This is a genomic window from Mesorhizobium delmotii (assembly GCF_900149755.1).
GTDB lineage: Bacteria > Pseudomonadota > Alphaproteobacteria > Rhizobiales > Rhizobiaceae > Mesorhizobium > Mesorhizobium delmotii.
This window is the reverse complement of sequence record NZ_FUIG01000032.1, coordinates 77487-96041: the sequence shown is the minus strand read 5'-3', so window position 1 is coordinate 96041 and position 18555 is coordinate 77487. Positions and strand designations below refer to the sequence as shown.

The following is an 18555-nucleotide window of genomic DNA, read 5'->3' as shown; positions in this document are numbered from 1 at the left end:
GCGAGACGAACGATCAATTCCGATATTGTGCCAGTCATTGAACCGAGCAGCCATTCGTCCGTACCCAGCCTAGCATCATAGGGGGTAGCCCCCGCTGCCAATCATCCCCGATCTACCACCTTTTCCTTGCTTGCCGGAGATCATCCGTCGTCGACAAAATGCAAACGAAAAACAGCTGAAATCGGGCGCAAGCAGAGATGTCCAAGATGATCGAAAGCAATCTGCGACCGTGCGAAGACTTGGCCATTGACGACTGGACCATTCTGGTCGGAGCCAGGCCTGCGGCGACATTGCCTCTTCGGCGTGAAAGCGGCGCGGCCGCCACATCGAACACGCCAGACCTTTCGTCGCCTCAACTCAACGCAAGCCATGACAATAGCACCGTTTCGCTTGAGCCGGATATGCAAACGGCAAGCATTGAAGAAGATGCGCGGGGCGACCGGCGACAGCCTCTCGGCGGTTGGGCCAAGAGGTTGCTGGATCTGATGGTAGCCTCGACAGCGCTCATCCTGGCCAGTCCAATCCTGGTTCTGATCCCGCTACTGATCAAGGCCACCACAGGCGGTCCGGTGCTGTTCGTTCACCGCCGTATTGGATTCAACGGAAAGGCCTTCGACTGCTACAAGTTCCGCACCATGGTACCGAATGCCGAGGAGGTGCTCGAACGGCATCTGAGCTGCAATCCACAAGCCGCCCAGGAATGGGCAGCCAACCAGAAACTGAAGTGCGATCCGCGTATCCTGTTTCTCGGAAACATGCTTCGCAAATCGAGCCTGGATGAGTTGCCGCAGCTGTTCAACATCTTGCGTGGTGACATGAGTTGCGTCGGTCCGCGACCTGTCGTTGCCGACGAATTGCAACGCTATGGCGCCGCATCGCACGAATATTTGAAGACGCGGCCAGGTCTGACCGGCCTCTGGCAGATAAACGGGAGAAACATGACCGAGTATTCACATCGCGTTTTACTGGATATGCAGTACGTTCGGACATGGTCTCTGCGCCGCGATCTTTCGATCCTGATGCGGACAATACCGGCCATCATGAAGTTTGATCAGACCTCCTGAAATTGGCCATGTCAGGGGGAGGTGCAGCACAAATGGCCTCAACGGATTGTCGCCCACGCCGTTATCGCCCCGGGCGGTGCCGCAGCACGGCAATTGCAAGGCCGACCAAGTAGGCAATTTGGGTGACGACAACAAGGTAGAGTGTCGATCGGATGCTGGTTTGAACAGACAGGTGGAGAAAACTGCTCGTAACGATGCTGCCGACGATCACCACCAATGTCGCCACTATCAGCGCCGGCGCGCGCAGCGTAAGCCCTATTATCAGGGCAACACCTGCAACGCCGACAATGGCAAGCAGCACGGCGATCTCCTCCTCCCAGGGTCAATTTACGCTGCGCGAGGTCAACCCTGTCCCAAGGAAATCAGAGTCGCTCGTTTTTGTGAAGCCAACCATTTAGCTCAGCGGTTCCGGCGGCGCCGTCAGGGTCTGGATCATTGATGGTCGGAGTGTGAAATGCAGGTTTCGCTCGTTGGGGCACTGATTTGCACGGGACTCCTGGCCCTCGTCGTTTATATGCGCTGGTCGATGATCACTGCGCTGATTGCCTCTCTGGCTTTTGGAGCGACGGCAATCGGGACAATAACCTCGCTTGGCGGCTCATCGCCGCTCATCTTCACCGTCTTTAATATGCTGGTGATAGTGGCCGCGCTGGCTCGAAGGGGAATCTGGAGAGAAATAGGAGCGGTCTTCGTTCGTATAGGTGCAGCATGGATCGTCTGCGCGCTGATGATCTATGTCTGCATCGGAGCGCTGTTATTTCCGAGGCTCTTTGCAGGGCAGACAAGCGCCTTCGTCGCTTCCCGCACCGGCAAAGGCGTCTACGAAGCGGCCTTGGCGCCGGTATCGGCCAATATCTCTCAGGCGGGATACTTTATTCTGGGAGGGCTGACGTTCCTGGCGGCCTGTTTGCTGCTTCAGCGCAGCGGCACGTTAGCCGACATCAGGCGAGGCTTCTTCCTTTGGTTCAGCTTGCACGTGTTCATGGGCATTTTGGATTTGTTGGGCAAAGTGATCGGCGCCGGCGACATCCTCGCCCCGATTCGTACGGCCAACTACGCCATGCTGACGCAAGTTACGGAAGCTGGATTTTGGCGGATCGCGGGGGCGTTTTCAGAGGCATCGTCGTTCGGTGGGGCATCGCTGGCAGGGCTGGCGTTCACCTACACCTATTGGCGCAAGACCGGATCCAAATTTGCATTGGGGTTAGGAGCGGCCCTTTTTGTTCTCCTGCTGCTGTCGACATCGTCGACCGCCTATGTCGGTCTTGCAATCGTAAGCGTGCCCGTTGTCTTTTCCATCGTGAAGTCGCTCGCTTCAGGTCGGCTGAGGTGGGGGGAAGCACTGCTTATCGCGTTGCTACCGCCCTTGCTCCTCTCCGCGATGGCCGCCAGTCTGTTCTATCCGCATTTCTTAGATCCGGTCTTGCAGCTTGTCGACAACACGGTAATCAACAAAGTCACATCAGCCTCCGGCCAGGAGCGCAGCTACTGGAACTACAAAAGCCTGCAGTCTTTCTTCGATACAGGTGGACTGGGAGTCGGGTTGGGAAGCTCGCGGGCCTCGAGTTGGCCGATCGCGGTGCTTTCCCAGTTGGGGCTGTTCGGCACCGCGATGATGGCAGTTCTGTTGGCAATGCTGGTGCGGGGGATGCGGGGTAGCCGCGTCGGTCGCATCGATCCCGAGATCGACGCGATCGCGTCGAGTGTCCGCGCTTGCGCCTTATCGGCGCTCGTGGCCGGATCCCTGGCAAGTGGCGGCGCCGACCCGGGTATCGTGTTCTTGATTCCTCTCGCTGTCGTTCTTGTCAGCCGGCTCTTGCCAGTTGAAGACGACAGTGTTGCTGAGGCTCCCGTAAGGACGCTCCGGCATTCGCCCGATTCCAGCGAACACGTGATTCAATCGCAGGTCGGCACTGTTCCCGGCCGCGCCTAAAGCGATATAGGCTCAGAGCTTTCGGAAGTATCCATGAGCTCCGAAACCCATAGTGCTATCGAATCCACCATACAAAAGCGCAACCTTTTCGGGTTTATCGCTAAAGAACTCGTCGCAGGCCTTCTTTACCCCCGGATAGAGATCGACCGAGTCGAACAATCCAGGATCACTGTAGTCGTCTATCAGACATGCAGCACCCTTTGATAGGCGAGGATACACATGCTCCAAGCTGACCTTAACCGAGTCGTATAGGTCACCATCCAGATGCGCAAATGCAATTTTGTCCGGCAACTGTGTGGGAAGCGTATCTTCGAACCATCCCTGGTGAAGAATAGGCTGCCGAAGATTCAAACGCTTGAAGTTTGCCATGAGCGCATCCTTCGTAGTGGCCATGTCGCCCTTGTGAGCGTTGGCGTGGCCGTCTTCGGCACTGGCGTTCGGGAGACCTTCGAAGCTGTCATACAAGTGAAGGTTCCTGCTTGGATCGTAGTGCTGAAGTATGCGTTGGAATACCACGGCTGACTTGCCTTCGTGGCATCCCAATTCACAGAAGTCTCCCGGTACGTTGTAGAAAAGCGCTGCGCCTGCCAAGTGATACATGTCCATTCTCTGTTCAACACTGGTCATCCAGCCCGTGCGAACAGGTGGTGCGAGGACGAGTTTTATTCCAAGTTTTCGGAGAACCTTGTTGGCAAAGCGAACCGTCTGAGATTTGGATGGCTTCTGTTGAATCCATTCATCGAACGTGTTGGTCAAGAAGACGTTCGGTAGTTCAGTTGCTTGCATAGCGAAGTCTCTTTTCCTATAAAAGAGCGCGATGGCGATAGAGCCATATAGTGCGTGTATTGGTCAAGGAAGTTGCCTGATCTACATCAAGCAGTCGCGCGCTTCTACCTAATCATTCTAGCCGCCGCCGGGGGCTACGGAATGCCTACAGTATCGACGGCGGTTTCTGCCTTGAGTTCTATTCCCGGCGCCTCGTGCCGCTCGGTCGATGTCAGGTCCAGCGCGCCCGTTTCATCCGGAGCCAGTGGTATTTCAACCTTGATCGTGTCTCCGGGCTCTACGGCACTCGTTTCGTTAGCTTGGATTTGCACTGTCGCGCCATCCGCCGACGGTCGGAAAATCGTGTAGATCGGCGCAGCCAGATCCGCGTCGGCTCGGCGGGCAAGAAGGGTCGGGGCAGATACCGCCGACTCGTACAATAGCCGCCTTGCTGTTTCTGTCTTGCTTTCGAGAGCATCGAGCTCAGCTTGCGTTTGACGCAGGTCGATCGTTACCTCATTTTTCCGCCCGTCCTCGAGCTCGAGAATTGATATGTCTGTTTTACTGATTTCCTGACGCCCGCGCAGCAGACTGGTTTCCGCCGACAACCTCTCGCTCTGCGCCTGGGCAAGGGCCCGCTCTAGAGAAAATTCCCGCGGCGCCGCCGCAAGACCTTTGACCACCAACGCCGAAACCGCTGTCAACTCTTTCTGGATTGAGCCGATCTGCTTGTCGAGGAAAACGAGTTGCGCTTCCAGCGAGGCCAGTTCCTTCTGGAGGAACTCACGCAGACCATGGAGCGCCTTGATCTGAGTGTCCAATCCCTCGCTGCGCGCTTGGAAGATCAAGCGCTCCTGCTTCAAGAGCATAGCAAAGACGTCGTCCTGAATACGCGACGTCAACTGGGCCGGAAACTTAATGTCGCTGGCATGCGAGAGTTCCGCCTCGAGTCGTGCCTTGCGAGCGAGGAGACTGGCCTCGCTCAGTCTAAGCAGGCTCACATCCCCTTGGCCCTGGATCACTTCGCGCTCGAACCTGGCATCCCTGTCCTCTCGAGTCCGCAACCCGCCCGCGATGCTCAATGCCTGCAAGACGGTCAGTCCGGGCCGGTATGCGAATTCTCCCGACTGCGTCACCTTGCCGACAACATAGAACGGTCGGAACTGGACGATTTCCACCGCCGTATTCGGTTTTCGCGCAAGGCCGACACTTTTCATCAGCCTGTCGCCGATGGAGTTCGCAATCTCGCCGGTGGTGAGGCCGGCAGCCTTGATTTCACCGACCAGCGGCAGCGAAACGGAGCCGTTGGGACCGACCGTGTATTCGTCGTTGAGAGCATCCCAGCCAAATATCGTGTCGCGCGACGCACGCCACTCGTAGACCTTGACGCGCAGCTTGTCCTGCGGGCCGAGCACATAGTCTTTGGCGTTTGCAGCCGAAACACCCAACATGCAGGCCAAGGACATCCCCGCCGACACCACGACGTGGAGAAAGCGCCAAGCGCCACGATCGGACAGCTTGCCCAGGCACCGAACTCGGTGATTTGAACGAGCGCCGCTGTTGACGGAAAAGGGCAGTTCCTCGAACATCACTTACCTCTGCACTAGATCTTCAGAATATATTCGGGCTCCACCCGGCCCCTTGCGACATGTGAAAGGGCCAGGAGATTGCCGCGCAGTCGCCCTCGCCGGTCGACATAGGGTTCCGGCCAGAGGCTGCGCGCGAGATTGGCGAGCAGATTTTTGCCCATCAATCTAAGTGCGAACGTCGATGGAACGGTCCCTTTGCGGACGAGGTAGATCGGATTCGCCACCTGGGAATAGCCGAAGCGAATGCCGTTTACGCGACCGCTCTTGATGCCGAGATGAACCCCGCGGATCGACCGCAAACAGACAACCCGCCCTCTGGCTCTCAACTGGCTGGTGAAATCAACGTCTTCCTGCCACCCATAGAGCACAAGCCGTTCGTCGAAGCGCAGGCCGCCGATGAATGCCGCCCTGATCGACATGTTGCATCCATAGGCGCTGAGTTGGTCCACCCCACGCGTTTCGGTCGCTGGGCCGGCTTCGCGAAGCGCCTGGATACCCTCGTCCCACGTGAGCCCTGCAGTGGTCGCACCGTCCTTCAGCACGTTTCCAGTCACCACTGCCCAGTCGGACTGCTGCTTGAACGCCTTCGATACGCCTTCGAGATAGTCGTCCGCAGGAATGAAATCGTCGTCGAAAAAGGTGATTATGTCGAAACGGTCGCCTGCGATATCGAGGGCGATGTTGCGTTGCGCCGGCAAGCCGGTTTTTCCGAATACGCGCGATACAGGAAACCGGCAAACTATGTTGTTGGGAGTATGATCGGCGTCAGGAGCCGAGACTATCACCGCGTCAGGGAGCAGGGTCTGTCGCTCAAGCTGTGCGAGAAGCCGAGCCACATGTTCCCTGCGACCAAACGTTGCGACGATAACAGCCACTTTCATCGACGATCAACTCTCCTCGCGGGCAATGGATGCAGATACGGCGCGCGACCACTGCTTGCGAAGTGAGCGCGCTATGATCCTAATCCGCCGGTCGCGCCGATGCAGCCTGCGCATAAGGTTAGCGTTGAGGCGTGCTTAGGCCCATCGAAGTAGGGGACGTACCTCGTTGGAGTACATCCGGCCTCGGGAGGGTGCGGCGCTTAACCCGATAGGCAACTTGTTTGGACGGGACGGACGACACACAGTCGCTAAGCATCCGGGCAACAAGAATTCCGGAAAAAGGTGCCAACATTCCGTGAGGGGCAAAGCATGCGCCATGTGCGACAGCCGAAAGCAACCACCATGGTGGGCCGTGATGCCAAACATTTGCGATCCATCAGCAAAACGCCATTTGCCGCGATAGACCGCAACGCCCGCATCGCCGTCGTGCATGATTGGTGCCCCAACTTTCGGGGAGGGGAGCAGGTCCTTGCTCGGATCTGCAAGACTTTTCCGAGAGCCGAGGTCTTTACCCTCTTTGATTTTCTCCCGAAGGAAATCAAGGAAGAGTATTTTCCAGGCGTAGTTTTCCACGTTTCCGGCATGAATCGACTTCCATTCGTGGAAAAGTACTACAGGTCACTTTTCTTTCTCTGTCCGTTTATGATCGAACAATTTGATGTCACAGGTTATGATGCGGTAATTTCCTCTTCGGCCGCATTCTCTCGAGGCGTTCTGACTCGCCCAGACCAACTACACCTGTGCTATGTGCACAGTCCGGTGCGGTATGCGTGGGACGAACAATTCTCCTATCTGCAGCAAGCCGGCTTGGGATTTGGACCGAAAGGTCTTGCGTTTCGTTACATGCTTCACAGGCTGCGGACCTGGGACACCCGAACGGCACATGGTCCTGACCTGATGCTGGCAAACTCGAATTATGTCCGCTCCCGAATCGAACGGATTTACGGCCGCGACGCGCGGGTAGTCCATCCGCCCGTCGCCATCGAGGATTTTAAACTCGTCGTCAACAAGGATGACTACTACGTCACCGCCGCGTTCCACGCCCCGTATAAGCGTACGGATCTGATAATCGAGGCGTTCAGCAAAACGCCGTCGCGTCGCCTGATTGTTGTAGGCGACGAAGTACAATCCAAGCATCTGCGATCGCTTGCCGGCTCCAACATAGTCTTCACCGGTTATCTGCCGCGGCATGAATACATCGAAAGAATCGCCAATGCTCGTGCGATGGTGTTCGCTGGATGCGAGGATTTCGGGATAGCGCTTGCCGAGGCCCAGGCGTGCGGCACGCCATTGATCGCCTTCGGCCGCGGAGGCGCGCGCGACATTGTCCGGCCGCTTGGCGAGAGCGCCCATCCGACAGGTGTGCTCTTCGACCGTCAGGCCATCGATTCCGTAGCTGAGGCCATTGATCTATTCGAGAAAAATGCGCTGTCCATTACGCCGCACGCCTGTCGCATGAACGCGACCCGGTTCTCCGAGGAAAGATTCGACCTGGCGATTCTCGACGCCCTCGGCCTGGCCCAGTCTGTCCAACTCGCTCGCGCAACCGAGTACAATGAACTCTTCGGAGCCGAGAGCTCGACGCGCGATATAACCGGTTCACTTATCGAGCCAATTCTACAATGAATTCATTTGACCTTCACATGGCAAGCAACAGCAAAGCGCTTCGACCGGCCGCGTGTCCGTGCTGCTCGGCCCCCGTCAGCCGGTCAATCTACCGGGTCGAATCCATCCCGGTGCATAGCTGCGTCCTGCTTAATTCGGCCCAAGCAGCCCACGCCTTTCCCCGCCGCGACCTTGACCTCGCATTCTGCGAAGCATGCGGGTTCATATTCAACAAGGCCTTTGACGAAACGGTCATGGGCTATTCGACCAATTTTGAGGAATCCCAGCATTTTTCCAGCACCTTCAACAATTTCGCGAAGGGACTTGCACGCGAGATTGCACAAAAATGTGCGATAGCCGGCAAGCACGTGTTGGAGATCGGCTGCGGCAAGGGTGAATTTCTCCGCGAACTTTGCATATCGGGTGGCGCCACCGGGCTCGGCATCGATCCAGCTTATCGAGCCGACAAAGGCCGTAATGACGAGTACGGCGACGTCAAGATCATCGTCGATTTTTTCGGACCAGACTACCAGCATCTCCAGGCGGATACGGTCCTCTGTCGCCACACGCTCGAACACGTAAGCTCGGTGTCGAGTTTCGTGCGGCTGATCCGCAAGATGATCGGCAAAAGGACCCAGGATTGGGCCGTCTTCGAAACACCCGATGCAAAACGTGTGCTCGTAGAGAGCGCGTTCTGGGACATTTACTACGAGCATTGCTCCTATTTCAGTCCTGGCGCGCACGCGCGCCTGTTTCGCCAGGAAGGTTTCGACGTTACCGATCTGGAACTCGTCTATGACAACCAGTACATCGTTCAGTACGCCCGGCCGTCGGCAGGCCGGACGACACCGAGACTACCGCTCGAGCACGATCTGGAAGTGATGCACCGTTTGGCGGAAACCTTTCCCGCTCGCGTGCGAGCCGTTCAGAATTCCTGGCAGGAGCGCATTCGCGCCGCGCACGCCGCCGGCCGGCGGGTCGTCCTGTGGGGCGGCGGCTCCAAGGCAGTGTCGTTCCTGACGACCTTGCAGCTTGGAGACGAAGTCTGGGCAGCAGTCGACATCAACCCTTACAAGCAAGGCAAGTTTACGCCCGGAACCGGTCACCCGGTCATTGCGCCTAGCGACCTGTTGGACACTCCGCCTGACTTGGTCATCGTCATGAACCCGATATACCTGAATGAAGTGGCGCAATCCTTGAAAGCGCTGGACCTGCGACCCGAAATCGTCGCGGTCTGATCGCACTTTCGTTAAAGAAGAACCCGGAAAATGGAACATCCCAAGTCGCCGCAAGTGTCCCTTGGTATGCCGGTTTACAACGGCGAGAATTTCGTCGCCGAGGCGATCCAGTCGATCCTTGAGCAGGACTTCGATGATTTCGAACTTGTCATCACCGACAATGCTTCGACAGATAGAACAGCCGATATATGTTTGGAATACGCGCGGCGGGACAAGCGCGTCCGCTATGTCCGAAACGCACGCAATTTAGGGGCCGCGGCCAATTTCAATCGAGCTTTCGAATTGAGCTCGGGCGAATATTTCAAATGGTGCGCGCACGATGACCTCTTGAGCAGTGGTTTCTTGACGGATTGCGTGCGTGCGCTTGACGCGAATGCCCGCCACGTCATTGCCTACCCGCGACTGCTGGGAATCGACGAGACCGGGCAGCTGACTTCCTATGTCGAAAGGGTGCTGCCGGACATGCAAGGATCGTCGCCCGCGTCCCGCTTCCGGTTGATGGTTGCTGCGCACGGATGGGATGCGGCGATGTTCGGCCTTTGGCGTCGGGATTCCTTAGTCAAAACGACATTGCACGAGCCCTACTACGGCTCCGACTGTGCGCTTCTGGCCGAGATGGCTCTTCTCGGGACGTTTGTTCACGCGCCCAACGCGATACTATACAGCCGCGACCATCCGACGCGCTCGGTGCGGTTGCCGAGCTCCGAACGATTGGCTTGGCAAAATCCTGGCGGCGCTAATGCGAATGCGTTTGAATTGTCGAGGCGGCTAAAACACCTCGTCGCGATTGCCTATCGGCACAGGCGCACAGCACCGATGGGTATGACACTGTTTCATCTGGTTGCATGGATCTTGGATCCGCTGCTCATCGCGAGATTTTGCCTGGAACTTGTGGGCGTTGTTTCTCCGAAGCTTCGTACCAAGCTCCGCGGCGCTGGGCTGGGAGCGCTGAAACGCATTCACGCCGTCTCAAACCGATCTCCTGGCTAGAAACGAGTGATCTGGTGCGGCGCCCGCCGGGAGGCTTTGCATGAACCTTCGCCAAGTCACGCCCGCGGCCGCAGCAGTGTCAGCCTTTCGAAAATTGCCGGAGGGCTCGGGCAAGAGAAATCTGGTGATCGTCCGGGCAGGGCGTAGCTCTTTGCATGCCGGCTGGACTGAGGGGACGGGCGAAGCCGACTTCGATCTTCTCGTGGCTGCCTACGAGCCTGGCGTCTCCCATGGACAGAACGATTTCAGCGTATTTCTGCCGGGGCGCAAGATCGCCGGGTATCATGCCTTGTTTCAATGCTACCCTGAAATTGTGACGCGGTATGATCTCATTGCATTGATCGACGATGACATCGAGGTGACGAAGCTGGACTTGAATCGCCTGTTCGCAATCGGCCGCCAATATAAACTTGATCTGTTTCAGCCAGCGCTGTCTTGGGATAGCTATTTCTCCTACGCAGCGACACTTGTCAGCGGCAAGCGATACTTGTTGCGATATACCAACACGGTCGAGATGATGTGTCCGGTGTTCAGCGCCAGGTGCCTGCAAACGGCGTTGAAATTATTCGGGCTTGGCTACGAGACGGGAATAGACCTTCTTTGGACCCGCCTGACTGACATGCCTTGGTTGCGTTACGCCATAGTTGACGATGTCGTTGTAAGACACACGCGGCCAGTCGGGACAACAAAGTCGCTTCAAGGTTTCGCCGCCAACGAGCGTTACGACGTACAGGTTGATGCCGTGCTGAAGAGGTTCGGCGCTGCGTTTCGCGGGTTCGTAACCTATGCAGCGGTTGACCGGCGCGGGCAGCTCATCCGGTCTCGCTTTCTGATCGGCCTTAACTCGCTGTCCCTTTGGCGGGCGCTGTCCAAGACGCCACTTAAATGGGCGCAGTTTATGCGCCGCTCAACCGACTATACGCGACACTGCTGGCTGAGGCCGGTCAACCTGCAACGGATCGACGTCGATGGAGTGGTAAAGTCAGGCCGTCAACCGCAAAAGGTGGGTCGCCGAATGCCACCGCCTGGATCTATCGAGCGTCCGTCCACCCGCTCATCCGGAAAATCGCAAGGTACTGGTTTCACGTCGTCTTAGATTGTGAGTCTGACTCTAAGGCATCTGGCCTTTGGACTTTCCGGGTAGTCCCCATCACAGCTTCCTCGGTAATGGCGCGCGGCTGCATGGGAGGCGGTGCCACAAACAGCCTGGCGAGGCGTTGGTAGATGCCGAGGTCACCAGCGAATGGACGCTCCAGCAGATGATAGGTTGCGAAACCCACGGCTACCGCCGCCGCCATGGTGGCGGGCGCGAGCAGGGCGCGAGCAGCGTCGTTCAACTCCAAGCGATTGGCAACGGCGATGACCGCCGCGATAAAGAAATAGTGTGACAGATATATCGAATAACTTGCGTCACCCGCACGTTGCATCAGTGGAGAGCCGATCCTTGTCCCTGATTGCTCCAGCCCGACCACTCCCGCCACAATCAAGCCGGATGCGATGCCGAACCTCAGGAAGGTATCGGTCGGTGGCGAGACGGGGACGTCGCCGAAACCGATGACTTCCCCTCCAAAAGCGAGCCAAGAGACCCCGGCGGCGAGGCATAGCCACCACCTCATGGGATTTCTGGCGGTGCGCGCCGAATCGTGGAAGTAGCTCGCCGCCAGCACTCCCAATACGAAATCCATCAGGATTGGCCGCGTATAGAAAAAAGCCGCGACCCCATAATCGGAAAGACCTCCAATGCTGTTTCCGATACCGGCAAGAGAGACGATAACAGCGGTGATCGCCATGAGCCTGGCGCGTTTGGGCAACAACAACGCGACTGCAAAAATGCTGTAAAAAAACATTTCGTAGTTCAAAGTCCAACCAAGGTAGTAAATTGGGTAAAGGCTATCTGGCGTTTTCTCAAACGGAAAAAAAACTAGAGATTTTGCGATTTGAGAAACTTCTATTTGAGTGCTGTTTAAAACATCAGGCATGGTCGCGCTCAAAATCACTATAAGAATTGTGAAAAACGCGTACAGAGGGGCCACCCTAAGGATACGCTTCCTGTAGAATTGAATGGGCCGTATGTTTTTATTTTGTGTCGTGCGGACCATGATGAATCCACTTATGACGAAAAATAGGTCCACACCTCCGTATCCAAAACTCCTCAGCCAATGCGGAAGGACGTCGGTCACTATCAGTTCCTGGGTATGAACCCAGACCACCAAAGTCGCGGCGATCGCCCGCATGACCTGAACATTGAAAACCATACCGGAAGGATTCCCGACTTCAACGTGGGCTTGGGCTCCGCATTTTCCTCTCGTCGCTGCCTACAAGGCGGGCGCTCCGGTCAACCTCGACCGGATCGACATCGGTGGGATCGCAGATGCAAAGCGCAAGCCGCAGATCGCCGAATTATGCCACAATGATCTCCGCTGAGAGACCGAGCTTGCAGGCGGCCTGGGCAACTTCGTCTCGATAGAGCGGATTCATCACGACGATAGACTGCAGGGGCTTGCCGCGCAGGCTCTCGGGACCAACCACCGGTGTCCCGGTGCCAGGAGCAAAGCGCCCCTGCTTGTGCGGGTTGACGTCGACCAGCGCCCCAATCCGCGCCCCTTCAGGAACGATGTTGACGAATGTAATGCCCTTCGATCCCGCACCCCAGACAACGGTCCGCTCCGGATCCCTGTTTGACAAGTAATCGCGCCACCAGGCGACCTTGTCGCGATAGGTTCGGTCGAATCGGTGGACGAGCGCATCGATCTTTTCAGATTTTGAATACGGGGCCATCATCCGGGGCTCGCTAGGCTTTGCTTCGATGAAGAGGTACTGGTCACCGAACGACGCGCCCTGGTCAAGCACCTCGAATCCTGCTGTCTCCATCGCCACCCGCAGTGAGTGCGGCGTGAAGTAGGATACATGCTCGTAGATCAGATCCCAGATCCCCATGTCGCGCAATGTATAGAGGGCATTAGGCACCTCGATGTAAAATACGGTGCTCGGCTCAACGCGTGGATGGGAGCGAAGCCCCTGCAGGAAGGCGATCGGGCTGGCTATGTGCTCCAGGACGTGACGGCAGGAGACGAAGTCAGGCTTGACGTCCGGATAGGCATCGCTGAACCAGTCATTGATGAACTCGACGCCGGCGACGTCGTCGCCCCGATTGTCTTCGAAGCTCCTGTCGAAACCAATGCCTCTGGCGCCGCTGGTTGAGCAAAGTCGCTTGAGGAAATCACCCTTGCCGCAACCGATGTCCAAGGCCAGTTTTCCATCGAGTGCGTAAGCTGCGGATAGGCGATCAGCGAGATCCTCGACGAAGGCCACGAAGCGCGGCGAGAAATGCAGGGAGTTCTCGTAATTCTGCGTATAGCCGATCCGACCGTCTTCAAACGCCGCGTTGAAGAAATGTTCACAATTGCGGCAAAACGCGAGAACGAATTGGCCAGTCGGTGCAGCAACGGCCGAGTTTGCGTCAGGGTGCAGGGAATTGCACGAAAATGGAATGGCGTCGAATGATACCGAGTGCAGCAGATTCCTCTGCCGACAGACAGGACAATCGCCGCGAAGACGCATCGAATTCGTCGCCGGTTCATGCGCCTCGGCGCAGGCAGCGCTTTGGACTTGCACGGTCACACGATCCGCGGGTTCGGCACGGGAACGATGAATTTTCCGCCCCTGGCTCGATATTCAGCCTGTTGTTCCATGATTTCATCGAGGAAATTCCAGGCAAGCACGAGAACGTAGTCAGGTTGGGCCTCCAACAGAGCTTCCGTAGAGCGGATCGGAATTTTCTGACCGGGCATGTGCTTGCCCTGCTTGTGGGTGTTGCGGTCTACGACGAAGTCGACGAGATCGCGTCCGATGCCGACCGTATTGATCAAGGTAGCGCCTTTGGCCGCTGCTCCATAGGCAGCAATTGAGGCACCGCTGGCTTTCAGCCGGTGTAGCAATGTGGAGAGCTCGACTTTCAATTTGTCGACCGTCGCGGAAAAATCGAGATAGTAATCGATGGCGTCAATCCCTCGTGCTCTTTCATGAGCGATCTGGTTGGTGACGCTCGCTCCGACATGTTCCCGCATTTCGACATACAGGCGAAGTGAACCGCCATGAATCGACAAGTGTTTTACCTCGTTGAGATAAAGGCCATGCCGTCGAAACAGCTTGTCCAATGCCGTCACTGAAAAATAGCAGAGGTGCTCGTGGTAGATCGTGTCGAATTCGCAATGGTCGATCATTGGTTCGACATATGGCGCCTCGATCACCGCAACGCCGTCGTCCTTGAGCAACCGCGCAATGCCTGCAACAAAACCATTGGTGTCGGCCACGTGGGCGAGAACGTTGTTTGCGTGAATGACGTCGGCCCGCATCTTCTGTTGGCGAAGCTTCTCCGCCAGTTCACGGGAAAAAAAGGCCAGGCGTGTCGGCACGCCTATTTTGTCCGCAGCGGCGGCAGGTCCTTCGGCGGGGTCGATGCCGAGTACTGGTATGCCCGCCTCGACATAGTTCTTCAGGAGATAGCCGTCGTTACTCGCCAACTCGACCACAAAGCTGTTGGCATCCAAGTTACGACGCTCGATCAAGTCACGCGCATTGTCTCGGGAATGCCTCAGCAGCGCTTGCGAGAACGAGGAGTAATAGGGGTAGGCATCGGCAAACAGAATCCTCGGGTTCACCGTTTCCGTGATCTGTACCAAACTGCAATCACAACAGAAGGCCACGTTGAGTGGGAAGGCCGGCTCTTCCTGGTCATCGTCGACGCTCACGGGAAGCCGATCGGCAAGTGGCGTCGTGCCGAGCTTCAGGAACGTGTCGATATGACTCCCGCCGCAGGAGCGGCAAACCTGCTCGGTTACAGAGGCTGCACCAGCAATCATCATGGCCATGGCTCCCGGCTGTGTTTGCTCAAACCGCTACCGCAAACTGCGGCATGCGGCGCAGATCGGTATCCAGTTCGCCATCTTGGATCAGCTTCTGCACATGGGCGATGCGCTTGAATCGCTCGCCCTCGAAATCCCCAAGTGCAAGGCCTGCTGCGCGAAATGTGTAATAGAGCTGTTCGATACCGCGCCGCGCGGTCCATTGCGGCTTAAAACCGTGCAGGCGGCGACCAATATAGGTGCAGTCGACGCGATAGCACCGCTTGTCTGGCCCGGCGTCGGGCGCGAACTTCACGCGGCTGTCGGGAACGATCGTTTGCACCAACTCCGCGATCTCCCGAATCTGATAGTTTTCCGTGGTCAAGCCGACATTAAATGCCTCGTTGTGGACCAGCTCTCGCTCGGCTTCGAGTACGGCAATATAGGCCAGCGAAATGTCCTCAACATGGACGATCGGACGCCATGGCGAGCCGTCGCTCTTGAGATAGACCAGGCCGGTCGTGTAGGCCCAGGCGGTCAGGTTGTTGACGACGAGATCGAAGCGGATGCGAGGCGACAGGCCGTAGGCAGTGGAAGCACGCAGGAATGTCGGGCTGAACGATTGATCCGCCATCGGCGCGACCGCTCGCTCCACGTTTGCCTTTGAGGCGCCGTAAGGCGTCACCGGGTTGAAGGGAGCATCTTCAGTTAGAAAGCTGTCGCCGGCCGCGCCGTAATTGCTGCAAGAGGAGGCATATAGGAACCGCTGGACACCGGCGGCCTTGGCGAGCTGCGCAAGCCTGACCGAAGCGCCGCAGTTGATCTCTTCGGTAAGGAGGGGTCGGTAGTCCCCCAACGGATCGTTTGAAAGTCCCGCGAGATGGATGATCGCGTCGAAGCCGGCGACGTCGTCGATTTCGATGTCACGGATGTCTTTCTCGATCGTCGGCACTTCGGCCAACGTCCCTACGAAAGTGCATGACCGGAAGATGTCGCTGTCTAGTCCCGTGACGTGATGGCCGCGTTCAAGCAGCATCGGAGTCAGGACGGAACCGATGTAGCCGAGGTGGCCTGTAACCAGAACTTTCATCGATCAATTCCCATGTTTTCCAGGGCGCCTGCCCGCTGTCCCACAATTTCTGAAGGAGATGCTTTTCGCGGATGGTGTCCATGCATTGCCAGAAGGATTCGTGGCGATATGCCATCAGTTGGCCGTCGGTTGCGAGCCGTTGCATTGGCGCGTGTTCGAACATGACGTCGTCGCCATCGATATAGTCCTTTATGCCCGGCTCGAGCACGAAGAAGGCGCCATTGATCCAACCCTCTGAGGCCTGTGGTTTTTCTGTGAAGTCGACAACGCGATGGCCATCGAATTCGATGTGCCCATAGCGTGCCGGCGGACGCACCGCCGTCATCGTTGCAAGCTTGCCATGCGATTTGTGGAAGGCGATCAGTTTATCAAGGTTGACATCCGAAACGCCATCGCCCCAGGTGAGCATGAATGTCTCGTCGCCCATCCAGTCGATCAGGCGTTTTATGCGGCCGCCCGTCAGGGTATTCAGCCCCGTCTCCACAAGATCGACGGACCAATCAGGCAGCGAGTTCGAGTGGCGCTTGACGCTTCCCGATGCGGCATTGACAGTCAAGCTGCCATCGAATGCGACATAGTCGCTGAACCAGCGTTTGATGTATTCGCCCTTGTATCCCAACGCGACGGCGAATTCGCGGTGTCCATAGGCATAGTAATGCATCATAATATGCCAAAGGATCGGCTTTGCTCCGATTTCGACCATTGGTTTCGGCCGGATTTCGGTTTCTTCCGCCAGCCGCGTTCCCAGTCCGCCAGCAAGAATTCCTACCTTCATTGTTTTCTCACCCCAATCGCCTACAGTGTTTTGCTACCATGCGCAGGTCGGGTTGAACCACACCGAAGAAGGGATGATCGGAACCATCGATGCATGACGTCAGGCATACGATTGGCGCTATGCTCGATACAGCGATGCGTAAGCGGTCTCATCCATTCGACGTAGCAGACTGGCAGGCGTCGGCTGTCATCATTGCACCCCATGCCGATGATGAGACGTTGGATGTGGAGGGGTCGCCAGCAAGAAGTTCAGCTCGGGCGCCGATATCCGGTTTATTTTCGTTACCGATGGTTCGGCATCCCATTCAAATCGGCTTGATATGGAGGCCCAGCGGATCACCGGTGAGGACGAAGCGATCGAGGCGGTTTGCCGGTTGGGCGGATCTGCCGATCGGAGTGGGGAAAAGGGGCAGGTCGACCACGCAAAGGCCTGTTGGTGCGCAATCCCGGCGACATCAGGTCAAACTGGGAGCAGCAGGAAATCACCTCGCGTGGCTCCCTCAACAGTCTTTCGGTGGCCGATATGAATGACGATGGCCGGCTGGACCTCATCATGGCAATCTGGACGGGCGGTTCGTCGAGCAACTGGTCGGCGAAGGTTTGGAGAGCCATCTCGGCGCCCGCGCGGTCGACCTCGACGGCGACGGCGATCGCGAGTTCGTTTCAATTGGGTGGGATGCTCCCAAGGATATCCATGTCTGGCGCAACGATCCCACCGTTCCATTGGACCGAAAGCCCGGCAGATACCCAGAATGAGACAATCGGAGTAGCGATCAGCCGGAGGAAGTAGGAGGCGGCCAACCGTTGTCGGGCTCGATCCCGGGTGCACAATCTGTCACCTTCGCGGCGAGCGGCACCGGCTGGCCCGCGTCCCGAGGCGTCGCAGATTGGGGAAGAGCGCGTGAGATTGACGGCAAAGTTCCTCGGCGTGTTCTGCGACGCGCGCGTCATAGCCAAGGGAGAGGCTGCCGGTCTCAAGCTCGTGGCGCAGAGCGCCGACCCGAACTTTGTTCGCGGCACGTACGAGCCGCCCATCCAACAGGCGATCGCGGCAAACCTGGCGCCCGGCGACGCCTTTTTCGACATCGGCGCGAATATCGGTTTCTTCTGTCTCATCGCTGCGCGCCGCGTCGGGCCGCGCGGCCAGGTCTATGCGTTCGAACCTGTCCCCCGCAACGCCGCCGCTGTCGCAGAAAGTGCGCGGCTCAGTGGGTTCGACACGATACGGGTGTTCGCCGAAGCCGCGGGCGCGACAACCGGTCGTGGCCAGCTTCTGCTCGCCCATCACATCGGCGGCGCCACACTTGCCTCGGCGGGAGCACCGCCGGACATGAATGGCCGCTTGGAAGTCAGCATAGTCACTATCGACGATGCCATCGCCCACCGAGGCCTCAGGCCGCCCTCTCTGGTCAAGATCGACGTGGAAGGCGCCGAAATCGACGTCCTGGGCGGTATGACGGAAACGCTGCGGAAGTACCGTCCGAAGGTGATTTATGAGGTCGACGATGCAACACGCGAGGGGCTCGACCGCAAGGCCCGAAAGATCGCGGAACTCCTGACTGCTGCAGGCTACGCATTGAAACCGCTGCCAGCCTCCTATGGCAATGGGGGATGGCGGGTCGAACACGTCTTGGCGCAGCCGGTGGGCGCGTAAGAACTATATTGCGGCGCTATGGAAGGGAATCTCATGCAAGGACAGCAAGCGTGATCAAACGGGAAAAGCGAGGCGGTGCGCGACTTCTGCCCGGGGCTACGACACGTCATCGATGCCTTGAAGAACCT

At 57.5% G+C, this 18555-nt stretch carries 17 protein-coding genes; 8 read left to right on the top strand and 9 right to left on the bottom strand.

Annotated features, from left to right (window positions below):
* The first annotated feature begins 401 nt into the window (after positions 1-401).
* Positions 402-1064, top strand: coding sequence for a sugar transferase (locus BQ8482_RS20490; RefSeq protein WP_123149290.1), 663 nt, complete (start codon positions 402-404; stop codon positions 1062-1064).
* Positions 1065-1125: 61 nt separating this feature from the next.
* On the opposite strand, the gene BQ8482_RS20485 is transcribed toward BQ8482_RS20490, so the two are convergent.
* Positions 1126-1365, bottom strand: coding sequence for a hypothetical protein (locus BQ8482_RS20485; protein WP_123149269.1), 240 nt, complete (start codon positions 1363-1365; stop codon positions 1126-1128).
* A gap of 153 nt (positions 1366-1518) precedes the next feature.
* Here BQ8482_RS20485 and BQ8482_RS20480 point away from each other — a divergent pair, with 153 nt between their 5' ends.
* Positions 1519-2997: a hypothetical protein gene (locus BQ8482_RS20480; protein WP_208867783.1), complete on the top strand. Its 1479-nt coding sequence runs from the start codon at positions 1519-1521 to the stop codon at positions 2995-2997.
* 12 nt (positions 2998-3009) lie between these two features.
* Here the strand turns inward: BQ8482_RS20480 and BQ8482_RS20475 are convergent, their stop codons facing one another.
* The 3 genes from BQ8482_RS20475 to BQ8482_RS20465 all read right to left on the bottom strand — a co-directional run bounded on the left by BQ8482_RS20475 (position 3010) and on the right by BQ8482_RS20465 (position 6232).
* The gene (locus BQ8482_RS20475; protein WP_123149268.1) at positions 3010-3783 is read right to left on the bottom strand and encodes a TylF/MycF/NovP-related O-methyltransferase; all 774 of its coding nucleotides are present in this window, start codon (positions 3781-3783) and stop codon (positions 3010-3012) included.
* 134 nt (positions 3784-3917) lie between these two features.
* Positions 3918-5351, bottom strand: a complete 1434-nt coding sequence (locus tag BQ8482_RS20470) for a polysaccharide biosynthesis/export family protein (protein WP_123149267.1) — start codon at positions 5349-5351, stop codon at positions 3918-3920.
* Positions 5352-5365: 14 nt separating this feature from the next.
* Positions 5366-6232, bottom strand: coding sequence for a glycosyltransferase family 2 protein (locus BQ8482_RS20465; RefSeq protein WP_123149266.1), 867 nt, complete (start codon positions 6230-6232; stop codon positions 5366-5368).
* Positions 6233-6574: 342 nt separating this feature from the next.
* Between BQ8482_RS20465 and BQ8482_RS20460 the strand changes: the two genes are divergently transcribed.
* From BQ8482_RS20460 to BQ8482_RS20445, 4 genes are read left to right on the top strand one after another with little or no spacing between them, the layout of a single operon-like run.
* Positions 6575-7858: a glycosyltransferase gene (locus BQ8482_RS20460; RefSeq protein ID WP_425294118.1), complete on the top strand. Its 1284-nt coding sequence runs from the start codon at positions 6575-6577 to the stop codon at positions 7856-7858.
* Positions 7855-9075, top strand: coding sequence for a class I SAM-dependent methyltransferase (locus BQ8482_RS20455; protein WP_123149264.1), 1221 nt, complete (start codon positions 7855-7857; stop codon positions 9073-9075). The genes BQ8482_RS20460 and BQ8482_RS20455 overlap by 4 nt, the downstream gene beginning before the upstream one ends.
* A 30-nt stretch (positions 9076-9105) precedes the next feature.
* On the top strand, positions 9106-10065 hold the full coding sequence (locus BQ8482_RS20450; RefSeq protein ID WP_123149263.1) for a glycosyltransferase family 2 protein: 960 nt from the start codon (positions 9106-9108) through the stop codon (positions 10063-10065).
* 40 nt (positions 10066-10105) lie between these two features.
* Positions 10106-11161 (top strand): DUF707 domain-containing protein, encoded by a 1056-nt coding sequence (locus tag BQ8482_RS20445; protein ID WP_123149262.1) that lies wholly within the window; start codon positions 10106-10108, stop codon positions 11159-11161.
* Here BQ8482_RS20445 and BQ8482_RS20440 read toward each other — a convergent pair.
* The 5 genes from BQ8482_RS20440 to rfbF all read right to left on the bottom strand — a co-directional run bounded on the left by BQ8482_RS20440 (position 11148) and on the right by rfbF (position 16774).
* On the bottom strand, positions 11148-12320 hold the full coding sequence (locus BQ8482_RS20440) for an acyltransferase family protein (protein WP_123149261.1): 1173 nt from the start codon (positions 12318-12320) through the stop codon (positions 11148-11150). The two genes, BQ8482_RS20445 and BQ8482_RS20440, sit on opposite strands and share 14 nt — an antisense overlap.
* Before the next feature lie 145 nt (positions 12321-12465).
* Positions 12466-13686, bottom strand: coding sequence for a class I SAM-dependent methyltransferase (locus tag BQ8482_RS20435; protein ID WP_244602900.1), 1221 nt, complete (start codon positions 13684-13686; stop codon positions 12466-12468).
* On the bottom strand, positions 13683-14936 hold the full coding sequence (locus tag BQ8482_RS20430; protein ID WP_244602899.1) for a class I SAM-dependent methyltransferase: 1254 nt from the start codon (positions 14934-14936) through the stop codon (positions 13683-13685). The genes BQ8482_RS20435 and BQ8482_RS20430 overlap by 4 nt, the downstream gene beginning before the upstream one ends.
* A gap of 19 nt (positions 14937-14955) precedes the next feature.
* The gene (locus BQ8482_RS20425; protein ID WP_123149260.1) at positions 14956-15999 is read right to left on the bottom strand and encodes an NAD-dependent epimerase/dehydratase family protein; all 1044 of its coding nucleotides are present in this window, start codon (positions 15997-15999) and stop codon (positions 14956-14958) included.
* The gene (gene rfbF / locus BQ8482_RS20420; protein WP_077381112.1) at positions 15935-16774 is read right to left on the bottom strand and encodes a glucose-1-phosphate cytidylyltransferase; all 840 of its coding nucleotides are present in this window, start codon (positions 16772-16774) and stop codon (positions 15935-15937) included. The genes BQ8482_RS20425 and rfbF overlap by 65 nt, the downstream gene beginning before the upstream one ends.
* A 432-nt stretch (positions 16775-17206) precedes the next feature.
* Between rfbF and BQ8482_RS20415 the strand changes: the two genes are divergently transcribed.
* Both BQ8482_RS20415 and BQ8482_RS20410 read left to right on the top strand, forming a co-directional pair.
* Positions 17207-17563, top strand: a complete 357-nt coding sequence (locus BQ8482_RS20415) for a hypothetical protein (RefSeq protein ID WP_244602898.1) — start codon at positions 17207-17209, stop codon at positions 17561-17563.
* A gap of 111 nt (positions 17564-17674) precedes the next feature.
* Positions 17675-18427, top strand: coding sequence for an FkbM family methyltransferase (locus BQ8482_RS20410; RefSeq protein WP_123149259.1), 753 nt, complete (start codon positions 17675-17677; stop codon positions 18425-18427).
* The last annotated feature ends 128 nt before the right edge of the window (positions 18428-18555 follow it).

Excerpts from the sequence above, each read along its gene's own strand:
- BQ8482_RS20490 (WP_123149290.1), top strand. The coding sequence starts at position 402 with ATGCAAACGGCAAGCATTGAAGAAGATGCGCGGGGCGACCGGCGACAG.
- BQ8482_RS20480 (WP_208867783.1), top strand. The coding sequence starts at position 1,519 with ATGCAGGTTTCGCTCGTTGGGGCACTGATTTGCACGGGACTCCTGGCC.
- BQ8482_RS20475 (WP_123149268.1), bottom strand. The coding sequence starts at position 3,783 with ATGCAAGCAACTGAACTACCGAACGTCTTCTTGACCAACACGTTCGAT.
- BQ8482_RS20470 (WP_123149267.1), bottom strand. The coding sequence starts at position 5,351 with ATGTTCGAGGAACTGCCCTTTTCCGTCAACAGCGGCGCTCGTTCAAAT.
- BQ8482_RS20465 (WP_123149266.1), bottom strand. The coding sequence starts at position 6,232 with ATGAAAGTGGCTGTTATCGTCGCAACGTTTGGTCGCAGGGAACATGTG.
- BQ8482_RS20460 (WP_425294118.1), top strand. The coding sequence starts at position 6,575 with ATGGTGGGCCGTGATGCCAAACATTTGCGATCCATCAGCAAAACGCCA.
- BQ8482_RS20455 (WP_123149264.1), top strand. The coding sequence starts at position 7,855 with ATGAATTCATTTGACCTTCACATGGCAAGCAACAGCAAAGCGCTTCGA.
- BQ8482_RS20450 (WP_123149263.1), top strand. The coding sequence starts at position 9,106 with ATGGAACATCCCAAGTCGCCGCAAGTGTCCCTTGGTATGCCGGTTTAC.
- BQ8482_RS20445 (WP_123149262.1), top strand. The coding sequence starts at position 10,106 with ATGAACCTTCGCCAAGTCACGCCCGCGGCCGCAGCAGTGTCAGCCTTT.
- BQ8482_RS20440 (WP_123149261.1), bottom strand. The coding sequence starts at position 12,320 with ATGGTTTTCAATGTTCAGGTCATGCGGGCGATCGCCGCGACTTTGGTG.
- BQ8482_RS20430 (WP_244602899.1), bottom strand. The coding sequence starts at position 14,936 with ATGGCCATGATGATTGCTGGTGCAGCCTCTGTAACCGAGCAGGTTTGC.
- BQ8482_RS20425 (WP_123149260.1), bottom strand. The coding sequence starts at position 15,999 with ATGAAAGTTCTGGTTACAGGCCACCTCGGCTACATCGGTTCCGTCCTG.
- rfbF (WP_077381112.1), bottom strand. The coding sequence starts at position 16,774 with ATGAAGGTAGGAATTCTTGCTGGCGGACTGGGAACGCGGCTGGCGGAA.